Origin of the sequence: Limosilactobacillus pontis (assembly GCF_002940945.1) — a bacterium.
In the GTDB taxonomy this organism is placed as follows: Bacteria; Bacillota; Bacilli; order Lactobacillales; family Lactobacillaceae; genus Limosilactobacillus; species Limosilactobacillus pontis_A.
This window is the reverse complement of the sequence record NZ_PNFV01000013.1, coordinates 1-20,422: the sequence shown is the minus strand read 5'-3', so window position 1 is coordinate 20,422 and position 20,422 is coordinate 1. Positions and strand designations below refer to the sequence as shown.

Genomic DNA, 20,422 nt, shown 5'->3' with positions numbered 1-20,422 from the left:
CAATAAACACTACAGCTGTGCGCACGATTTTCTTACGGATTGTCATAATAATATTCCTCCTTATTTTGAATGTTCAGCTCAAAGCCTAGGTGTTCGGCATCGGTCTCATCTTTAATATAGACGGTCCCCCGCTCGACGAAGCCCAGGCTCTTCCCCAGCTTTTGCATTGGAACGTTCTTGTGGTGGGTATCGTAGCGGAAATTGCGGATCCCTTGCAGGCGACCAACAGTGATCAGGTTGGAGAAAAACAGCTGCCCAAGATTGCGGCCACTGGCTGCGGCACCGATGGCAACCCGGTGAATGATCGCATAGGGTTCGTCAGGCCGGGCCCACTCCCCGTCCTGAATTGCTTCGTAATTGGCCTCTGCCGCCAGCTGGAGATCAGCAGTCCCCACCACCTGGTCGCCGTCGATCAGAACCCAGCTGTAGCCGTGATCGATATCAGCAGTGATCATTTCTGCACTGGGATGACCGTCTTGCCACTGCGGGTTATCATTGTCTTTCAAGAATTCCTTTGCCTGAGCGATAATCGCCATGATGGCAGACAGGTCGTCCTTAGTCGCCCGGCGAATGTAGGTTGCCATGATGTATCCCTCCTTTGATAAGGCGGGCCGGATATAAGTATACGGACCGCCCCGGTAATTGCTGTGGTTACTTGGCCGGCTGTCCCGTTCCAATCTCGAAACCAGCCGTGATCGGAATGTTCTCCCCAGTCATTGCGCTGGAAGCCGGGGTAGCCGCAAAATAAACCGCCTGAGCGATCTCCTCGGGTTGGACAATCCGGCCCAGGGGACTGTGCTTACTGAACCGATCAATTTGGTCAGCTGGGAACAGCGGCGTTTCAGTTGGGCCGGGAGCAATACTATTGACCCGAATTCCATCTGGGCCATAGTCCATTGCCATCGCCCTAGTCATGTTAACGATTGCTCCCTTGGTAGCGTTATAGGCAACCATGTTGAAATCCCCTGCCAGTCCCGAGATCGAGGAAATATTGACGATTGTCCCCCGGTGCTGAGCGATCATTGCTGGCAGAAAGGCCTTGCTGACCAGGTAGGTACCGGTAACGTTAACCGCAAAGACCCGGTTCCAGTCTTCTTCCGCAACTTCATGTAGCTTCCCAGAGATTACAATTCCGGCATCGTTTACCAAGGAAGTTACTGATGAAAACTTAGTGAAAGTCGCGTCATGCAGAGCCGCCACACTAGCCGCATCGCTGACGTCAGTGCAGGTGAAGGCCACCCGATCATTGCCGAACTGCTCAGCAAATTTTGCACAGAGCTTTTCTCCCTGCTCCCGCTGGTTGGAGGCCATCATCACTCCCCACCCCTTATTAAGAAATAACCGTGTCGTGCTCAGCCCAATTCCGGAAGTTGCTCCAGTGATTACTACTGTTTCCATAATTAATTCTCCGCTCTTCTGCTTGGCTTTTGTGTTGTCGTTAAGACAATTATAACTGAGAGCAATAATCAAAGTCCGCAATCTGAAGGGAACTTACGGGATTCATAATATTTATGCCATCTTTCGAATCGCTATGGCTGTTTGCTAATCAACCCTAATAACTAGGTCACCATAAACAAAAGGCATGATCCCTGAAACTTCAGTGGCTCACGCCTTCTTTTAGTATTTGGATGCTTATTACACCAAAAGCCCCGCACTACGAAATAAATTTCGTAGATACGGAGCTCTGGCATTGTCATGCAGCGATAACTCATTCACTAATCCTGGGTATGTTTACTTATCAGTTTTCTTCTTTTTGAAGCCAGCTAGACTAAGGAAGCTTGCAAGGGCCGCAAAGACGAAGCCGAAAACAGAAGCGTTCTTATGTTCGCCATTTCCAGTCTGTGGCAACTGGTTAGCCTTCTTCTGCGTACCATTAGTATGCTGCGATAATTGAGAAGAAACCTTATTTTCATAAGAAATGTGCCCAGCATCCATCATATCGCTATCTTGATATTGACCAAAACCACCTGTCCGACTAGGAATAACTGAACTCGTTGGGGACGTTGGACTTGTTGGACTCGTCGGACTCGTCGGCGTTGTTGGACTCGTCGGATTCGTTGGACTCGTCGGGCTCGTCGGATTCGTTGGACTCGTCGGATTCGTTGGACTTGTTGGCGTCGTTGGATTCGTTGGACTCGTTGGATTCGTTGGGCTCGTCGGATTCGTCGGATTCGTTGGACTCGTTGGACTCGTCGGCGCTGTTGGATTCGTCGGACTCGTTGGACTTGTTGGACTCGTTGGACTCGTCGGCGTCGTTGGATTCGTTGGACTCGTTGGGCTCGTCGGATTCGTCGGACTCGTTGGACTTGTTGGACTCGTTGGACTCGTCGGATTCGTCGGACTCGTTGGACTCGTTGGACTCGTTGGACTCGTCGGATTCGTTGGCGTCGTTGGACTCGTCGGATTCGTCGGACTCGTCGGATTTGTTGGACTCGTTGGATTCGTCGAACTCGTTGGACTTGTTGGACTCGTTGGACTTGTTGGCGTCGTTGGACTTGTTGGCGTCGTTGGACTCGTTGGACTCGTTGGGCTCGTCGGATTCGTCGGATTCGTTGGACTCGTTGGACTCGTTGGACTCGTCGGATTCGTCGGACTCGTTGGACTCGTTGGCGTCGTTGGACTCGTCGGCATCGTCGGATTCGTTGGATTCGTCGGCGTTGTCGGACTCGTTGGACTCGTCGGATTTGTCGGGGCAGTCGGATTCTTCGAGTGCGTCGGCGTGTAAGTTACAGTAATGCTTATATCCTTAACTGCTGTAGCTTCTGGCACAGTCTTATCAGCAGTATAACCAGCAAATTTCTTCGGTGTAAATCCGCCAAATTTACCAGTCGTCCAATCACCTTCACTGCCTTTAACAATCTCACCAGTTACCTCGTTATACTCAACAGTTCTAGTAAGCTCAACTGTTTGACTCTTTTGATCTTCAGAAATTTGAGCTAATTGAGCATTGCTTAAGCCCTTGTACTCAATTGTCCGAGTGACATTCTTGACCAAATCATGTTCCTTAAACCAATTCTTGTCTTTTGGATCTGGATTGGTATTAGGGGTTCGTGGATCAACAGTTACTTTCTTTTCAACCAAGTGAATCGTAATCGTTTGATCTTTATCAGCTGTAAATTTGTAGCTAGTTGGTAATGTTTGGTTCTTAGCTAGTTCATAGTGATTTGGAACTGATAAATTAAGATCAGTAATTGTTTGCCCAGTCTTGCCAGACTTAGTAACAACCTCACCAACCTGTTTACCATTCTGATCATCATCGACGAACTTGATCGCAACTAATTGATCATTGGCAGTGTAAGAAATATTAATAGTCACTGACTTCGTCTTATCAGTTACAGTTTCAGCAGCAACACTATCTTGAGTTGGAGTGTAACCAGCAATTGTTGGAGTAGTGAATGGACCCCAGTTACCAGTTGACCAGTCGCCATAAGTTACTTCACCAGTGACATCATCGTAAGTTGCGTCACGATAAATCTTGGCGACTTGTGGAGTGGTTGCAACCTTACCATCTGGATCAGTTACATTAATGGTACGAGTAATGGTTTGGTTCAAATCATCCTCATGTGCACCGTCAATTGGCTTACCTGTCGGTGTCTCGCCATCTTTTGGAATTGGATCAGTGTGTTCAACTGTATTCTTAATGTGAATCAGATGAACAACAATTGGCTTATTATCACTAGCCTTAAATGTGTAGCTAGTTGGCACGTTTTGATTACCAACTTCTTTATATCCAGCTGGAATCTTGTAGGTTAAATCAACTGTTTGATCAGTCTTCCCAGTTACTGGAACTAAATCGCCAACTTGAGCTCCATGGTTATCGTCATCAACATATTGAATATGTGTACTTTGAGCATTAGCTGTATAAGTAATAGTTAAACTCGTTTTATCTGGAGTCTTACCATTTACAACCACTTCTGGGACAGTCTTATCAGCGGTGTAACCTGCAAATTCCTTTGGCGTAAATCCAGCAAATTTATCACTAGTAGTCCAAGCACCTTCACTACCCTCAACAATTTTACCAGTTACCTTGTTATACTTAACAGTTCTAGTAAGCTCAACAATTTGGCTCTTTTGATCTTCAGGAATTTGAGCTAATTGATCCTTATTCAAACCTTCATAATTGATCGTCCGAGTTACATCCTTGACCAAATCATGTTTCTTGAACCAATCCTCATTCTTTGGATCAGGATTAGTATTAGGATCATTCGGATCAACAGTTACTGAAGTCAAAGTAAATATAGCCGTGGATGACGAAGCAAACTTGTAGTTTGGATTCTCACCATAAAGCTTGTTCAAAACCGTACCACTAAGTTGAACACCGTATTCACCCAATTCAGTTGGACTTACTTGATTACCATTCTTGGTAAAGATGAAGTCATCAGCAGTAAATTTCTTTGTAACTTGGGTTCCGTTCAAATCTACAGTTACAGTATACTTGCCCGGATCAAGTTCAGCAATGGTATTACTATCGCTACCTGAAACAGCTACTGTAGCTGGCGCTTGAGCAATATCATAAGTAGTGTTTGCCTTGATAGTACCCTCATTCCAGTTAAGGTTCTTGCTGTTAACACCTTTAATCTTAGCTTCACCATCTGTGGTCAAAACAATCTTGTAGTTACCAACATCAGATGGAGCTTCAGTGTAACTCTTATCACCCAACTGCCAAGTATAATCCTTACCAGCAGTTAAAGTGATTGACTCAGCACCTGGCGTATTACCGAAGTCAACAGTTACAGCATAACCATTAATTGGTGAACCATCGTAGGTCTTATGACCATTAGCTTCAACTGTAGCGCTTGGAATTGCTGGGATAATTACAAACTTACCAGCACCTTCATCAGTGAAGTTATAAGTGTAATTATCACCCTGAACTTTAGCAATATTTTGCTGACCTTGTTTACTTAATTGAACTTTGTAAGTATCTGCATCTTCAACGGTTTGACCAGGAACAAATTCAAGATCACCTGATTGAAGCTTGTAAGTCAATCCATTAGCAAGAGTTACTTTGTAATCACCAACATTAATATCATCATTGGTGAACTTCTTAGCAGCATAAGTTTCTTGCTGTCCACCAGCAACAGTTGCAATCGTTACTGCAACATCTTTCTTATTAATGGTGTAAGTACCAGCTGTTTCATTTATCCAATCATAATTATGAGTTTGTGATTGAATCTTCTCTAACCCTGCTGGAGTTAAACGAACTTGATATTGTCCGACAGCAAGTGGTTCCGTCGATAACCATTTTGCGCCGTTATCGTTGCTGAATTCATAATCACCAACAGTCAAATTGCTTGGAAGAGAAATATCTAATCCATTATTAGTCTTAACGACTGGAACAAAGTCAGCCGACTTAAATTGTCCACCAACCGGTGAGTAATACACATTTTGAGTATGACGTGCCTTAGAGAAGCCAACAGTTGCAGTTGCCTTATCAATTTGGTAACTACCTTGACCGGTAATTACAACGTTAGTCCAATCAAGGTTTTGAGCGTTAACACCCTTAATCTTGTTTCTACCAGCAGTGGTTAACTCAATTGCATAAGTACCAGCATTGGATGGCGCTTCAGTGTAAGTCTGACCATCCTTAGTCCAAACATAGTCGGTACCAGCAACTAAGTTAACACTCGGATTACCTGGAGCAGTAATAGTTACACCAATTGGCGTTGTGTAGTCAGTAATTGGGCTGCCATTGTAGGTCTTAGGCCCAGCAACACCTTCAAATATTGCACTTGGCGTTGCCTTAGTGATTGTGAAGGTCCCGCTACCCGTAAAGTCATAAGTGTAATCATTACCAACAATCTTAGCGATGTTTTGCTTACCTTGGTCACTCAATTGAACTTGGTAAGGATCAACATTAGTTGGGTCTTGGTTTGGAGCAAACTCCAAATCACCTTGCTTCAGTTCGTAAGTTTGACCGTTTGACAAGGTCACGCTGAACTTTCCTGGCTTGATTGCCGTGTTAGTAAACTTGTCGCCAGTGTAAGTTTCAAATTGACCACCATCCACATCACTTAAAGTTGCAGTGGCTTGTGCTTGCGTAATGGTAAAGGTTGCTGTACCAGCAATGGCATTCTTAGCAAACGTTACGTTCTCTTCACCAGTAACACCAGTGATTGCCTTCTTAATATTGGCAATACCTTGGTCAGTTAAGTGAATTGTGTAAGTACCACCATTTACTGGATCAAGCGTATTACCAGCAGCATCGGTGAAGTAGTAATCACCCTGCTTCAATTCATAAGTGTCGTTGGATTGAGCACTGTTAGGGAAGGTCAAGTTAACGATAACCTTGTGGTCTTTATTAACTTCTGCTGTTGTGACTGGGATTCCGTCATATACCTTTTTGCTTGACCCAGATAACTTAGCACTTGCTTCTGCCGCATTGATTACGTAATGTCCAATACCACCTTGAGTGTAAGTATAGTTCTTAGTACCAAAGGCCTTTTCAACATTAGCAAGACCAGCAGCTGACAAACGAACTTCATGACTACCAGCATTAACTGGAGTACCGTTGGTAAATTCAAGATCGCCTGCTTGCAATGTGTAGTTAAGAACAGTACCATTTTCGGTCTTCACGTTAATGGTGTAATCATTATCATTCAAGTTAACTGGTTGACCATAAGTTGAACTTGGGATGTTTTGTGAATTCTTATCAGCAATGGTAATCGTGACTGGCATCTTTTCAACGATGAAGTCTGCTGGAGTAAATTCATTAATCCATTGGTAGTTCATGTTGCCAAGACTGTTCTTACCAATGGCATCGATCTTTTGCAAAGCCTTATCAGTCAAAGTTACATGGTAAGTGCCAACGTCATTAGGTGTTGCGCCATCAAACTTCAAGTCATTTGCATCTAAAGTGATTGACACAACTTGACCTGTAGTAGCATCTACAACTGGCTTGCCGTAAATGTCATCCAAAGTCAAAGTGTACTTACCTGGCACAATCGTATGATCTTCACCAAACTTGATTGTTTGACTACCAGATAAAGTAATATGAGCATCAATTGGCGTAATGATATATTTACCATCGTTGTTCTTTTCAGCGATATCAGTGTTGTCACTATTAGTAACACCCGCATTGATTGAGTTACTGATTGAACGAGGCATTCTCTCGTTTGCAGTGAAACGATAATCTGGATACTCTTTTTCTAGACGATTAATTAATTGCTGACGGATTTCAACATCATAAGTACCAACGTTCTTTGGATAATCACTTTGGTAACCCTTAATCGCCAAATCGCCACCTTGAAGAGTTACAGTAACAGGCTCACCACTAGCAGTGTTAGTCAATTGAACTGTAAAGTTCTTATTATCTAACGCCGTATTTTGAGTATATGGTGCAATTTGGGAACCATGTAAAGTTACTTGAGCTTGACGCTGGTTGATGATGTAAGTTACATCAACACTATCGCCACGCAAGAACTTGTAGTTACCATCTGCATATTGATCGTTCAAACGTTTAATTGCAGCTTCAGTTAAACGAGCACCGTAAGTACCGTGTTCCTTAGGCTGAACAACTTGCCATTGACCTTGAGCATCTTTTTGAACATATTCAAAGTCAGCTGGAGTTAAGTTGAATGAGACACCATTAGGAGCCGTAGTTTCACCACCCCAAGTAGTAGTTAACTCATTTACTTGGTTTTGAGTCATTGGTTGAACTTGACCGTTATAAACAGTATTGGCTTCACCACTGACACCAACATACATTTCGGCTGGAGAAATAATGAATCTAGCAGTTGAACCAGAAGCCGCAGCGTTCCATTCATAGTTAATATTCAAAGCATGCAAATGTTGTAATCCAGTTTCTGAAAGAACAATCTTGTATGAACCGCGATTAATTGGAGCTTGACCATCGGCAAAGGCTAAATCGTCATTAGTCAAAGTGTAAGTCAAAGTTTGATGATTATTAGTCTTAATCGTAATTGTGTAATGATCTTTTGCAACTAAACTACCAGCTTGACCATCGTAGGTCTTGTTTTGATTACCAGTCAAATCATAACTTGCCGTCGCTGGTGTGATATTCAAAGTAGCTTCACTATCATCATACGACCACTTGTAGTCAGTAGAGTTAAGAGCTTCGATGTGATTAATTCCGACTGCTGAAAGCTTAACTTGGTAAGAGCCAACATTAGTATGATCTGGATTGATAAATTCAAGATCGCCCGGCTTCAAGTCGTAACTCATACCGTGATCAAGAGTAACTGTAATGCCATTGACATTACCATCTTGATCAACTGGGAATTGAGCATTTGAGCCTGAGTAAATTACTGAGTCACTACCGCTTAATTTAATATGAGCATCAGCCTGATTAATTGTGTAAGTACCAGTGCTGTTGTCATAAGTCCACTTGTAGTTATTGTTGTTAACCTTGTTTTCGATCTTCTTCCAACCATCTTCGGTCAAGCTTACCAAGTAATGGCCTGGAGCTGTCGGAGCAGCAATTGCATCCCCATCGCTATTAACAAATTGGTAATCACCTGCAGTCAAGTTAAGACCACTTGGCACTGCAATAGCTGGCTCATTAGTATTATCAGTTGAAATTGCTGGCGTAAATTTAGCTGGATCAATTGTTGCAGCACTACCATTCCAAGTAATGGTTTGACCACCACTTAAGCTAATCGTTGCGTTAGCTTGGTTAATGACATAGCTGCCTTGACCAGTGATATCAGCATCTTTCCAGTCTAAGTTTTGACTGTTGACACCTTTAATCTTAGTAATTCCGGCAGTAGTTAATTCAATAGTGTAAGTACCAGCATCACTTGGTGCAGAAGTAAATGTCTGACCATTCTTCTTCCAAACGTAGTCAGTACCTGCAGTCAAATCAACCGTTGGATTGCCTGGAGCAGTGATCGTTACGCTAATTGGAGTTGTGTAATGCGTAATAGGCTGACCATTGTAAGTCTTCTCACCTTGTCCAGCAAAGACAGCCTTAGCTTCTGCCTTAGTAATGTCAAAGTGAGCAGTTGGTGTTTCAAATTCATAGTTGTAGTTATTAGCATCAAGTTTTTGAATTACATTCTTAGCTTGAGCAGTTAACTCAACATTATAAGTAGCAACATCTACAGGATTTTGTCCTGGTGCAAATTGAATATCGCCATTCTTAAGGTCATATTGTTGACCATTTGACAAAGTTACTGAGTAGCCACTTAATGGAAGATCTTGACTGGTAAATTGATTACCAGTGTATTCGTGACTGCCATTACCTTCTAAGGTAGCTTTAGCAGTGGCTTTATCAATCGTATAAGTTGCACTGCCATTAATTGCATTCTTAGCAAACTGAACATTAACTACACCGGCTTCACCATTGTTGGTTGCGGCAATAATTGCGTTCTGAATGTCAGTTACACCATCCTGAGTCAAAGTAATCGTGTAAGTACCAGCATTAGTTGGAGCTTTTCCATCAGCAGTGCTCCAAGTGTAGTCCTTATCAGTCAAAGTGTAAGTAGTGTTTTCAGCACCTGGGTAACTCAAGACAACCTTGATGTCACCATTATCGTTAAGAACTTCAGCAGTAGTTACTGAACTGCCGTCAAAAGTCTTGTGGTTAGAACCAGACAAGGTTGCACTAGCATCTGCCTTAGTAATGTCGTAAGTTGCCCTAACATCAATCGTACCCTTAGCCCAGTCAAGGTTTTGGCTGTTGACAGCTTCAAGCTTGGCCTTACCAGCATCAGTTAAAGCAACAGTGTAATTACCGGCATCTACTGGAGCAGAAGTGAATGTTTGATCATCTTTCTTCCAAACATAATCAGTACCTGCATCCAAAGTTACGGAATTGTTGCCTGGAGTAGTACCAAAGTTAACAGTTACACCATAATTGGCAATCGGTGAACCATCGTAAGTCTTTTGACCACTGCCATTAATTGTTGCAGTTGGCGTTGCTTGAGTAATAGTAAATGTACCAGTGCCAGCATTATCGAAGTTGTAAGTGTAGTGTTCACTATCTACAGCTGAAATGTGAGTACGACCATCATCACTTAAACGAACTTCGTAAGTATCAACATCAGTTGGCGTCTTACCTGGAACAAATTCCAAGTCGCCAGCTTGCAAAGCATATTGATCACCATTAGCTAAAGTAATTGAGTAGTCGCCAGGAGCGATGTTTGCATCAGTGTAAGCACTGCCCTTGTAGACAACGCTTTGACCGCCGTTAACATCATTCAAGGTTACCTTAACGCCTTCAGCCTTGGAAATTGTGTAAGAACCACTAGTACCATTAATCCAGTTGTAGTTGTTAGTTGCTGACTTAAGTTTGTCAAAGCCAGTATCAGTCAAACGAACTTGGTAAGTACCTAAAGCAGTTGGTTCAGCTGCTGACCAGTTTGCACCATTATCACTACTAAATTCGTAATCACCCTTAGTAAGAGTTACACCACTTGGAATAGTCAATGTTTGACTATTGTTAGTAGCAATTTGTGGCTTGAAGTCATCGATATCGAATTGCCCGCCATCTTTGTCATATTGAACAGATTGAGTACCGTTAATAAAGCTTACTGTAGCATCTGCCTTATTAATCTTGTATGAAGCGTCATTAGTAATTTGTGCCTTAGCCCAGTCAAGGTTTTGACTGTTTACAGCATCAAGTTTAGTTTTACCGGCATCAGTCAAAGCAATAGTGTAATTGCCTGCATCAACTGGAGCGGTCTTATATGTATTAGTACCTTTTTGCCATTCGTAATCAGTACCGACAGTCAAAGTTACGGAGTTGTTGCCTGGGGTTGTGCCGAAGTCAACAGTTACACCGTAGCTAGAAATTGCAGAACCGTTGTAGGTCTTCTCACCAGTACCATTAAGAGTGATCTTAGGAGCAACTTTATTAACAACGTAAGTAGCACCTTTTTCAGGATCAACTGTGAAGCTAGTTGCTTGCCAGTTAACGTTGTTGCCGTTGATTTGCTTCAAATCTGCCCAGCCTTGAGCACTTAACTTAACTTGGTAAGTGCCGGCATTAATGGGAACATCGTCAGTCCAGTTTCTACCATCAGTGCTGAATTCAAGATCATCGTCTTTTAAGTGGAAGGCATCACTTGCAACACCAGGAGCAGTTAAAACAGCAGTATAACTTGGTGCAAAACCACTTGCTGCACTGCCAGTGTAATCAGTTGTAAATTGACCACTGAATTTAACTGAACCATTTGCCTTAGCAATAGTGAATGTGCCTTGACCAACATTATCGAAGTTATAGTTGTAGTTAGTTGCATCTACAGCAGCAATATTCTTTTGACCTTGATCAGTTAATTCAACATGGTAAGTACCGACATTAGTTGGATCTTCTCCTGGAACAAACTTCAAGTCGCCTGCTTGCAATTGATACTTTTTACCGTTACTTAAAGTGATGGTGTAATCACTTGGAGCAATTTCAGTATCAGTATAAGCTGAACCCTTATATTTCTCTTCTTGGTTACCACCTAAAGTAGCAGTAGCACCGATCTTGTTAATCGTGTAAGTTGCAGTACCAGTAACGGCGTTGTCAGCAAACTTAACGTTAACTAAGTTAGGATCACCGTTATTAGTTGCAGCCTTAATAGCATTTTCAATATTAGTGACACCATCAGTCGTTAAATGAATGGTGTAAGTACCAGCATTGACAGTATCAGTAACTGTATCACCAGCTACATTAGTGAAGTAGTAATCACCAGCTGTTAATGTGTACTTATCATTAGATTGATTCTTACCTGGGAAGTTCAATGAAACGGAAATCTTACCATCAGCATTGATATTATCAAGTGAAATTCCACTACCGTTGTAGTCACGTGAATTTTTACCACTTAATGTTGCAGTAGCTGCAGCAGGATCTACGTTATAAACAACGTACGAAGTCTTTGGATCATAATTCCAAGTAAAGTTAGGATCAAGCTTCGTAAACTTGGCAAGACCACGATCATTCAAAACAATGTGGTAAGTACCAACATTAGTTGGCGCATCAATGATAGTGCCATCTTCATTAGCAAATGAAAAGTCATTAGTTGTTAATTGAACTTGATCACTGCCTGTTGGCAAAGGAATTCTACTGTCGTTTGATGCAACAGCATGAGTAATACCAGCAGGGATTGCTTGTGGACCTGCAGTGTAATCATTGTTAAATGGATCGTGAGCGATGGTGATTGTACCAGCGTTCTTGATGTAAGTTACATCAACAGTTGAATCTTTATCATCTGGAGTAACTGTTAGTGAAGGGATGCTAGTAATGGCTTTACCATCAACGATAGCTGTGTAGCCTGGCTTTACAATGTTGGAATCAGATTGCCATGACTTAGTGAATTCTGGGAAAGTTTCCTGTGCATTAGTTTCACCAACATTATGGTTCCAAATATCGTCACCCATCTTAAAGGTATAGGCATCATTACCAGTCAATGCACCAAAGACGATCTTATCGTCACCATAATCACCATCTTTATTTGTACCAGTATAAACTCGCACGTCACGGTTGAAGGTCACAGTTTGTGGAACTTTCACCACTTGACCAGATGGATCATGAATTTCGATTGTCCGAGTAATAGTCTTTTGTAACTCTGAAGTTGGTACATAGAAGACGGTTAAATTATTTCTCCAAAACCATGTTGGGTTAGTATCATTTTCAAAATCTCCCTGTAAAGGACTACCAAACACATTAGCATTATATTGAGTTGCACTATTTAATCTAACAGGTGTATATCCAGAAAGATTAGGAATATCAATTCCCCATGTACCATCTGATGTAATACCATTCCATAAATCTTGACCTGAAATCACAGTGTAGCCTGGAGTTGCCTTATTACCCGCTGATCTATCCCAAGTTAAACCACCGTAAGTTACAGTCCACTTCTTAGGATCAGTGCTCCCGTTCGTTGCAAAAGTAATTGGTGCTTTTTGATACCAAACTTTAATTTGAGCATATGATTGCTTAGTTCCATCTGGAAGAGTTACAACATCAGCATCTTCATATCCACCAGTACTTGGCACGTACTTCTTGAAGTGTTCAGTAACAGTCTGTGGTTCTTGTTGTATTTGAGCATAGTAGACAGTGTGTGTAGCTGTTCCTTCATAAACAGGAGAATCATTAGTGTAGGCAACTTGATTCTTCCCATCTATGGAAGTTTTATCACCAGTGTAAGTTGGGAAGGTAAATTCGTTAGCAGGTACACTAGATACTTGACCGTCTTTATTTGCTTCCCAGTCACCTTTATCAAAAGCCTTATAGCCTGCAACCTCTGGATTCTTAACTGAAACAGGAGCCCAATTTTGTGGTAATGTCCAGTCACCAGAAACTACTTTGTAACCATTAGTGAAACCATCATCATTTTTACTTTGATCCCAAAGCCAATTACCATTCTTTGCTTTACCAGTAACGAGATCTTTGATATTAGTTTGCTTATAAGCAATTTCAAGAACGGCATCGTCGTGAGCCTCTTGACCTGCCTTATCACCATTAGCATAAATGTATTGAACAGTGGCTTTTCTAGTATCAGTGTTCGTGATTTTTTCAGTAGCATGTACCACATGAATCTGAACAACAGGGTCAGTTGTACTATAGTTTTTCAAAGTATAAGTAGTTGGAATACTTTGGTTCTTAGCTAATTGATAGTTTTCTGGAAGACTAAGAACAGGTGCAATATTTGTCTTATCACCTTTAAGAAATTCTTGTGTCTGAACTTTACCTACAACTGTATCATTATTATCATCATCGACAAATTCAAAATGAACAGGTTGTGCAATATTAACTTTCGCTGTTACTTCATAGTAAGGATTACCTTTTTCATCAACAAGAGGATTACCGTCCTTATCAACTGAACCCAAAGTACCCTTCGGTAATGAAACACGGACTGTTACAGTTTGTGATCCACTGACTAAAGCATCACCATTCTTTTTCAAACCAATTAAACTATAGCTTGGTTTATAGTCCTTAGAAGCTGGAGTAACGTTTGAAGCAACACCAGGTTGAGTAGTAATGTCATAACCTTGGTAAGCAATGTCATTATTGCCAGCTGTGGTTAAGAAAGCACCATCGCTATCAATAAGCTTGTTATTCCCACCGATTTGGCTACCATCAGTCTTAAAGTTCAAGCCATCAACTGCAGTCGTCTTAGGAATAACTGTGACATAAACCTTGATAGTCTGATCCAAATTACTTGCAGGGTAATGAACAGTAATTACACCTTGGTTAGTCTCGTTAGTATTAATATCTGTTGAATATTCAGCAGTGTGTGCTTCCCAAGTGTCAGGGAAATTTAACACGCTATTAACATCTGGAGTCTTACTACCCTCCAAGACCGTAATTTGGCGAATATCGTTAATAGCCACAGCACAGGTAGCTACTGGAGTAGTAACTTGGTGAGTAGTTATCTTGCCTTGAGAATCAGTTGATTGTGCATTATAAGTAGCAGTAATTTTTACTTCACTATATGAGCCCGCTTTTTTCCAATTAGGTTCATTACCAGCAAATTGGTAAGTAGTACCTTTTGGGAAAACATTCTTGTTAGCAACAAGATCTGCAGCAGTCAAAACTGTGCCATAATCAATCGTTTTATTTTCGGCTTTGACATTTGCCTTACTAGTAACAGTAATGTCCTTTACGGTGTAGCTTGAACCAGTTGGTAAAGTTATCTTAATATCACCAGTTTTACTTTCACCGGCTTTATCGAGTTTTAATTCATGAACTCCGTCTTTGCCGATCCATTCAAATTTAGTACCTTCAGGCCATTCTTTATTTTTATTTAAGATTGGGTTACCAAGACCCGTATTTGGATTATGAACAAATTCAGATAATCCTCTACCATCATTTCCAGAATAATCTTTTGGACCATCGGTTAAATCAACTGGTGGCTGATTATCATTTTTCTTGGTTGGTAAAAGAACAATCCCTTTAGTCTGAATATTATTCCATGATGGTGTACTAATACCACTAGAGTTTGTTGCCCAAATAATTGGTTGCCCTGCCTTATTCTTACCGCCAAATTCCGCCGTCAAGATAATATCAAATCTTCCTGAGCCAGCTCCATCAGCTATTTTTACCTGATTGGCGGTCAATTTTGTTGCAGATACGCGAGTACCATCAGGGAGAATCGCATATAGATTATTTTTTTCGTCACCGTTATTTATTAAGCTATTGAAGAATCCTTTATTTTGCTGAGCCGAAAAAGCATAAGCAGGAACCGAATTTGGATCACCATTATTGTTGTAAATAAAAATTTTATCAATTTCTGGTGGTTGAACGTAGTTAACATCTACTGTCTGTGAGCTACTAAATTTTTCTGAGGTTGCACTACCATTGTCTGTGTTGACCTTATTATATGTGAAGGTAATGCTAAAATGATTTGATTTTATCTTATCAAAAAGTTTTTCTCCATTCTCATCACTTGCTGATGCTGGCAATGTTGGCGCAGTCCAATCACCATATTCAGCCGAAATTCCTAACTTCTGGGCTTCTTCCCATTCGTCTTTATTAAAAAACTCGGCTACAGCAGAAGGTGGCAATTGCGTTGCATCAAAAGCCACTTGTGGCGTATTTGGAGCTCCTCCCGGAAGTGATTGATTTGAATGCATATTTAATTGGGCATTAATTACCGGATTACCATCGGCATCTGTAGGAATATCTGTACGCAAATGCAGCGTTTTAACCACATATGGAAACTTAACAGTGTAAGTATCCTTACCGATTCTTTGATAAGGAGTTGGGTGACCATTAATATCCATAGCAGCACCAGTATCAGTAACAATTGCAGTCCCCCAGTGAATACCAATTTCACTAGTATCAAGTGGGGCAGCCAATTTAGCTGAAATATTCTGCTTCTGCATAATTAAGGTACTACCTAGAATGCCACTTGTTCCATCGGTATGATAAAGGTACGGATTGACGTCTTCACCTGTAACTTTTTCATTTTGCTCTGCGACATAGTAGAACCTGTTAGGCTGCGCAGTAACTTGCGGTTCAGCCGTAAAGTAGACATCATAATCCTTGCTGCTGCCATCTTTCAGAGTAACTTTAATTGTGCCTGAAATTGGAATTGAGTTGCTAGCGTCTTCTTCCGTAACAGCTGGTGCTCCACCAACCCAGGAGAAAGTTGCTCCAGCTTTAACCAAAGCCTCTCCATTGCTAAAGAAGCGACTAGCATCGGCATCAGTCAACTGAGTTCCTGGCATAACCAGATCCATAAGAGGATTGTCTGCAGGTGAAATTGAGTTTTCTGGAAGCTCAACAGCCACCTTTGATTCAGCTAAGTTTGCGGCATTTTGCCTGTTAGCATCAGTTTTTAAGTTCGTTGTTTCTATCCCAGGTTGTTTTTTCTCATTAGAAGAGGTTTGAGAAACTGGGGTAGCATTAGTTGTTGGAACCTGTGCTTGCTCAGAAAATGAATTTTCTTTACCACTTACTGAGTTTTGACTGATTGTGGAAGTTTGAGCCTGACTGGGTATATTGCTATCCTGCGTAGGAGTGGTCCCGTTATTACTTGATGCAGGAGATGATGACTGCGGCTCACTACTATGCTGCGTTTGTGTTGTTACTACCTCCTCGGTCTCTTCTCTGCCGTTAGGCTCAGAATTAGGGTTAGCATTGGCACTAACATTCGTCATCGCAGTTGCGCCAAGGCCCAGTAAAATAGTCGCGCAAGCCGTAATCCACTGCTTTTTCGCCTTGTAAAGTTTATAATTTTTTCTTTCAGGCATCATTGTCCGTTGCTGATTATTTTTACCCATTTTTCTCCCCCTCTTCGCATTAAATCGCGTAATTTATTTCTATCCTTAATTATAAACCCATTCAATCACTTACTGTTAATTTTACTTATAATTCGATTAGTATTTAAACATTAACATCTTCTAAAAATCAGTCGAATCAATCAGTGATGTTGACCTAAACAAAAGCCTATTGCGGCTATTCAAATTATAAAAAATAGCCTATTCTCAAATTAATCCCCTCAAGAATAGGCCACCCATTACCAGTCATCATTTTACAATTTTAAGTATAACACACTTATTAGTATGATATAAATAGTTTGAATTTAATCATTTTTAAAAATGAAATCATCAACACAATTAGCGATTATGTATATTATGATATTTTACTACTTCAAATATTTTAGTTTATCAAACAATCAATTATTTTCCGCTCCACTGACCTAAATTAGAAGCTTTGGCTCTTCAGTTTTCCATTTATATTTTGAAGTAAAAACGAAAATAATCTAAACTCCCCGATATCAGTGTTATCAAGAGAAAATTAAACAGCTTGACCCTTGTTAAGCACCAGAATCAAGCTGTCTAAACGTATTTATATGTTTACTACCGAGTCCTCATGGGTGAGTGATCACCACCACTATGGTGACTGACAAATACCTGCACCAGCCACGTCATTAAGATTACGATAATAATCGTCGGCACAGTACTGCCCAGTACCCAATTTAAGGTCATTAACCAGCGATAGAGGATAAAGCCGATCAGCCAAATCACGAGGTTTCCCCAGGAGCAGTCTTGTTGTCGCCGGTCAACATGCAAGATAAAATAATCGGTTAGCTGGATCGCAATCATCGGTGCAAATACCGAGCCAATCAGGTAGAGAAAGTCACTGAAATTATCCATTGGCAAGGTCAAGACACCAACCGTCCCAATAACCGTCGCGATAATCGCTGCGCTCGTGCCCGACCAGTGAGGGATAATTGTCTGCGTGGATACTCCCGCAGAATAAGCATCCATAAAGGTAGTGGTCACCGTCGAAAAAATCACAATGATCAGGCCAGCACTGCCAAGGCCCGCTCGTAGGATGATCGTGGCAATGTTGATGTCATGGGTTAGCAAAGCCGCGCCGAGGCCAATAAAGGCCATCCAACAGCTCGTCACCCCATAAACCAGGGACCCAACCGCACTGGCGGCAACCGGGCGCTGGGCAGCACTCGTGTAGTCACTAATCAGTGGCAGCCAGGACAGCGGCATAGCAATCACCAGCTCCATCCCCTGCGCGCTAGTCAAGCGACCGCTAACCGGCATGACCTGGTGGTGGTTGAAAATAACCCCGCAGAGAATTGCCGTCAGGATCAGTAAGACACCGATTGTCACCAGGTTAAACCAACGCAGGTGACGAATCCCAACTAATAACCAGACCACAATCAATGCCCCGATGACGACGGCCCACAGTTGCTGGCCAAACTGCCAGATCCCGTTGGCTGCAACCGCGCCATCGTAGATCATGATTCCCGTCCAACCGACCAGCTGCAGAACGTTGAGTCCGGCGAAGAACTTGCTTCCTTGCCGGCCAAAGCTAAGCTGGACGGCATTCATCGCACTCAATCGCTGCTGGCCGCCAATCACCCCAGAAAGGAAGAGCAGCAGGCAGCCCAGTAGGTGGCCCAGCAGGATCACCATCAGCCCGCGCCATAGTCCTAGTGGTGCCAGATAGGTTCCCGTTAAGATCTCCGCAATCGAGATTCCGGCCCCGCACCAGATCAGGCCATTTTCCATCAGTGTCGTTTGTCGTTGCATTGTTACCGCCATCCTTTTTTTATTTGTCAGATGTGGCTAACGTAAAAAAGCGACCAGAAACAATTAATGATCCTGGTCGCACTATTAATTCCTACGTTGGCATTATCCAAATCAGGTTCATCGGGTCGAGACGCTCAGTCTCCTCTCAGCCTGTCTGCAAGCTCCCCTCACTATGTAATTATTCTTAATTTAACAGTAATTTGAGCTTTGTCAACCCCGCGGCTTTTCAAAGTTATCCCAAATCGATTATAATTTTAGTGATACCAGTAATTTGCGTCAAAGAAGGAAAAACCAATGTCCTACTTTATTACCAGTCGTGAAGACCTCCTGACATCAGCCATCGAGCTGGCCCAGGTCAAACGCATGCACATCTTCGACTCCCTAAAAATCGACTCCCAGATTGTGACCCTCCAATACAACTGGGCCCATTCCCAGGTGGAGAAGAAACTCGGCGTCACCAACCGGGTCGTCAACCTCTTTCAATACTTCCAGCAGCTGCCCTACCACTACACCAATGACGACCAGTCCCTAATTGATCGGCTTCTCAACCAGCCCGGCTACCAAGTTGCCGGGCTCGTCGCCAGCCGGGACGGTAAGCAACGAATCATCGCCCACCTGAACGGCCAGCACCTCTACTACGTCGACTACCGCGACCGGTTCGGTTTCACCGATCGGCGGGACTTCTATGATAACGGCTGCCTGACCTATACCGAGTTCTTCGAGGACCGGTCGCGGGTGGTCACCCGCCAATACTATGACGGCCAGGGCCACCCCAAGATCATCTACCACTACCGCGGTGGTGAGGGTAATACCCCCGTCCTCTGCCTGATCCAGCTATTCGACCAGGGCAACTGGTGGACATTCGACAATGAAGCCGAGCTGCGGGCCTATTTCCTGGATGGGCTTGCCAAGGCAGATCCCCAGGCCGTCTTCATCAGTGACCGGTCCGACTACACGATGAAGGAATTCGCCTTGATGCATGAGGTGCTGCCACGCTATCAGGTCTTTCATTCCGCCTTCACCGAGGACGGCCGGCCCAACGGCAAGCTCTTTACGGTCTATGAACCGATAAAACAAGCTCTACAAGACGATCACCTCACCGGACTGATCTCGTCCACCCAACAAGAGTCCGCTGATGCCGGGAAACGCTTTGCTACACCGGCCAGCTATGCCATCCCGGTCACCTATATTCCTGACAAGCTACTGCAGAAGAAGATCCCGTTTGACCAGCGTAAACCTGGCCAATTAATCGCCGTTGCCCGGCTTACCAACGTCAAACGTCTCGACCACCTGATCAACACCGTAATCCTATTGCGCAAGAAGCATCCCGCCGTTGACCTAAAAATCTACGGTTACGATGACGAATGGAACAACTACGCCACTTCTCACGCACTGAAGAAGCTGGTCCGGGATAAGCAGGCCGGTGACTATATCCACTTCTGCGGCTACCAGCACGACCTGACCACCGTATATGAAACGGCGCAGGTCGAGGTGCTCACCAGCTCCTACGAGGGGTTTGCAATGGCCCTGCTGGAGGCCCAGGGGCACGGTTGCCCAGCGGTTAGCTATAATATTAACTACGGCCCCAACGAGATTATCGAAGACCAGGTTAGTGGCCGTCTCCTACCAGCAGGTGACGTTCACGCCCTCTATACGGTGCTCGACGACCTGCTCAGTCATCCAGAAATACTGAAATCCTACGCTAACCACGCCCAGTCAGCCGCGGCCAAGTACTCCTTTGAAAACGTTGCTAAGAAGTGGCATAACTTCATCGCTGCCGAGGCATCCCGCGGAAATCAGCGAATGGCATCCTATTTATAAACAATATTTAAAAATGCCCTAAGCATCAGATGAACTTGGCTATAATGCCCTCTAAGTATACAGATGAAATAGAAAACTCATCTTGTACTTAGAGGGTATTTTTATATGGGAAGAAGATCAAAATTTTCACTCCAGCAAAAATTAAGTATTATCAATG

General features: G+C 42.9%; 5 protein-coding genes and 1 riboswitch. Of the genes, 1 reads left to right on the top strand and 4 read right to left on the bottom strand.

Going from position 1 to position 20,422, the window contains the following annotated elements; genetic code table 11:
* Positions 1–32: 32 nt before the first annotated feature.
* The 4 genes from CK797_RS08420 to cytX all read right to left on the bottom strand — a co-directional run bounded on the left by CK797_RS08420 (position 33) and on the right by cytX (position 18,444).
* Positions 33–584: a GNAT family N-acetyltransferase gene (locus CK797_RS08420; RefSeq protein WP_104689298.1), complete on the bottom strand. Its 552-nt coding sequence runs from the start codon at positions 582–584 to the stop codon at positions 33–35.
* Positions 585–651: 67 nt separating this feature from the next.
* The gene (locus CK797_RS08415; RefSeq protein WP_104689297.1) at positions 652–1,398 is read right to left on the bottom strand and encodes an SDR family NAD(P)-dependent oxidoreductase; all 747 of its coding nucleotides are present in this window, start codon (positions 1,396–1,398) and stop codon (positions 652–654) included.
* Positions 1,399–1,731: 333 nt separating this feature from the next.
* Positions 1,732–16,671: an MBG domain-containing protein gene (locus tag CK797_RS08410; RefSeq protein WP_104689296.1), complete on the bottom strand. Its 14,940-nt coding sequence runs from the start codon at positions 16,669–16,671 to the stop codon at positions 1,732–1,734.
* Positions 16,672–17,250: 579 nt separating this feature from the next.
* Complete coding sequence (gene cytX, locus CK797_RS08405; protein WP_104689295.1) at positions 17,251–18,444, bottom strand: putative hydroxymethylpyrimidine transporter CytX; 1,194 nt, start codon at positions 18,442–18,444, stop codon at positions 17,251–17,253.
* 70 nt (positions 18,445–18,514) lie between these two features.
* A riboswitch (TPP riboswitch) is annotated at positions 18,515–18,622 on the bottom strand.
* A gap of 116 nt (positions 18,623–18,738) precedes the next feature.
* On the opposite strand from cytX, the gene CK797_RS08400 reads away from it, so the two are divergent.
* On the top strand, positions 18,739–20,265 hold the full coding sequence (locus CK797_RS08400; protein ID WP_104689294.1) for a glycosyltransferase: 1,527 nt from the start codon (positions 18,739–18,741) through the stop codon (positions 20,263–20,265).
* The last annotated feature ends 157 nt before the right edge of the window (positions 20,266–20,422 follow it).

What these genes read in the sequence shown, in the direction of transcription:
- CK797_RS08420 (WP_104689298.1), bottom strand. Translation starts at nt 584, where the DNA reads ATGGCAACCTACATTCGCCGGGCGACTAAGGACGACCTGTCTGCCATC.
- CK797_RS08415 (WP_104689297.1), bottom strand. Translation starts at nt 1,398, where the DNA reads ATGGAAACAGTAGTAATCACTGGAGCAACTTCCGGAATTGGGCTGAGC.
- CK797_RS08410 (WP_104689296.1), bottom strand. Translation starts at nt 16,671, where the DNA reads ATGGGTAAAAATAATCAGCAACGGACAATGATGCCTGAAAGAAAAAAT.
- cytX (WP_104689295.1), bottom strand. Translation starts at nt 18,444, where the DNA reads ATGCAACGACAAACGACACTGATGGAAAATGGCCTGATCTGGTGCGGG.
- CK797_RS08400 (WP_104689294.1), top strand. Translation starts at nt 18,739, where the DNA reads ATGTCCTACTTTATTACCAGTCGTGAAGACCTCCTGACATCAGCCATC.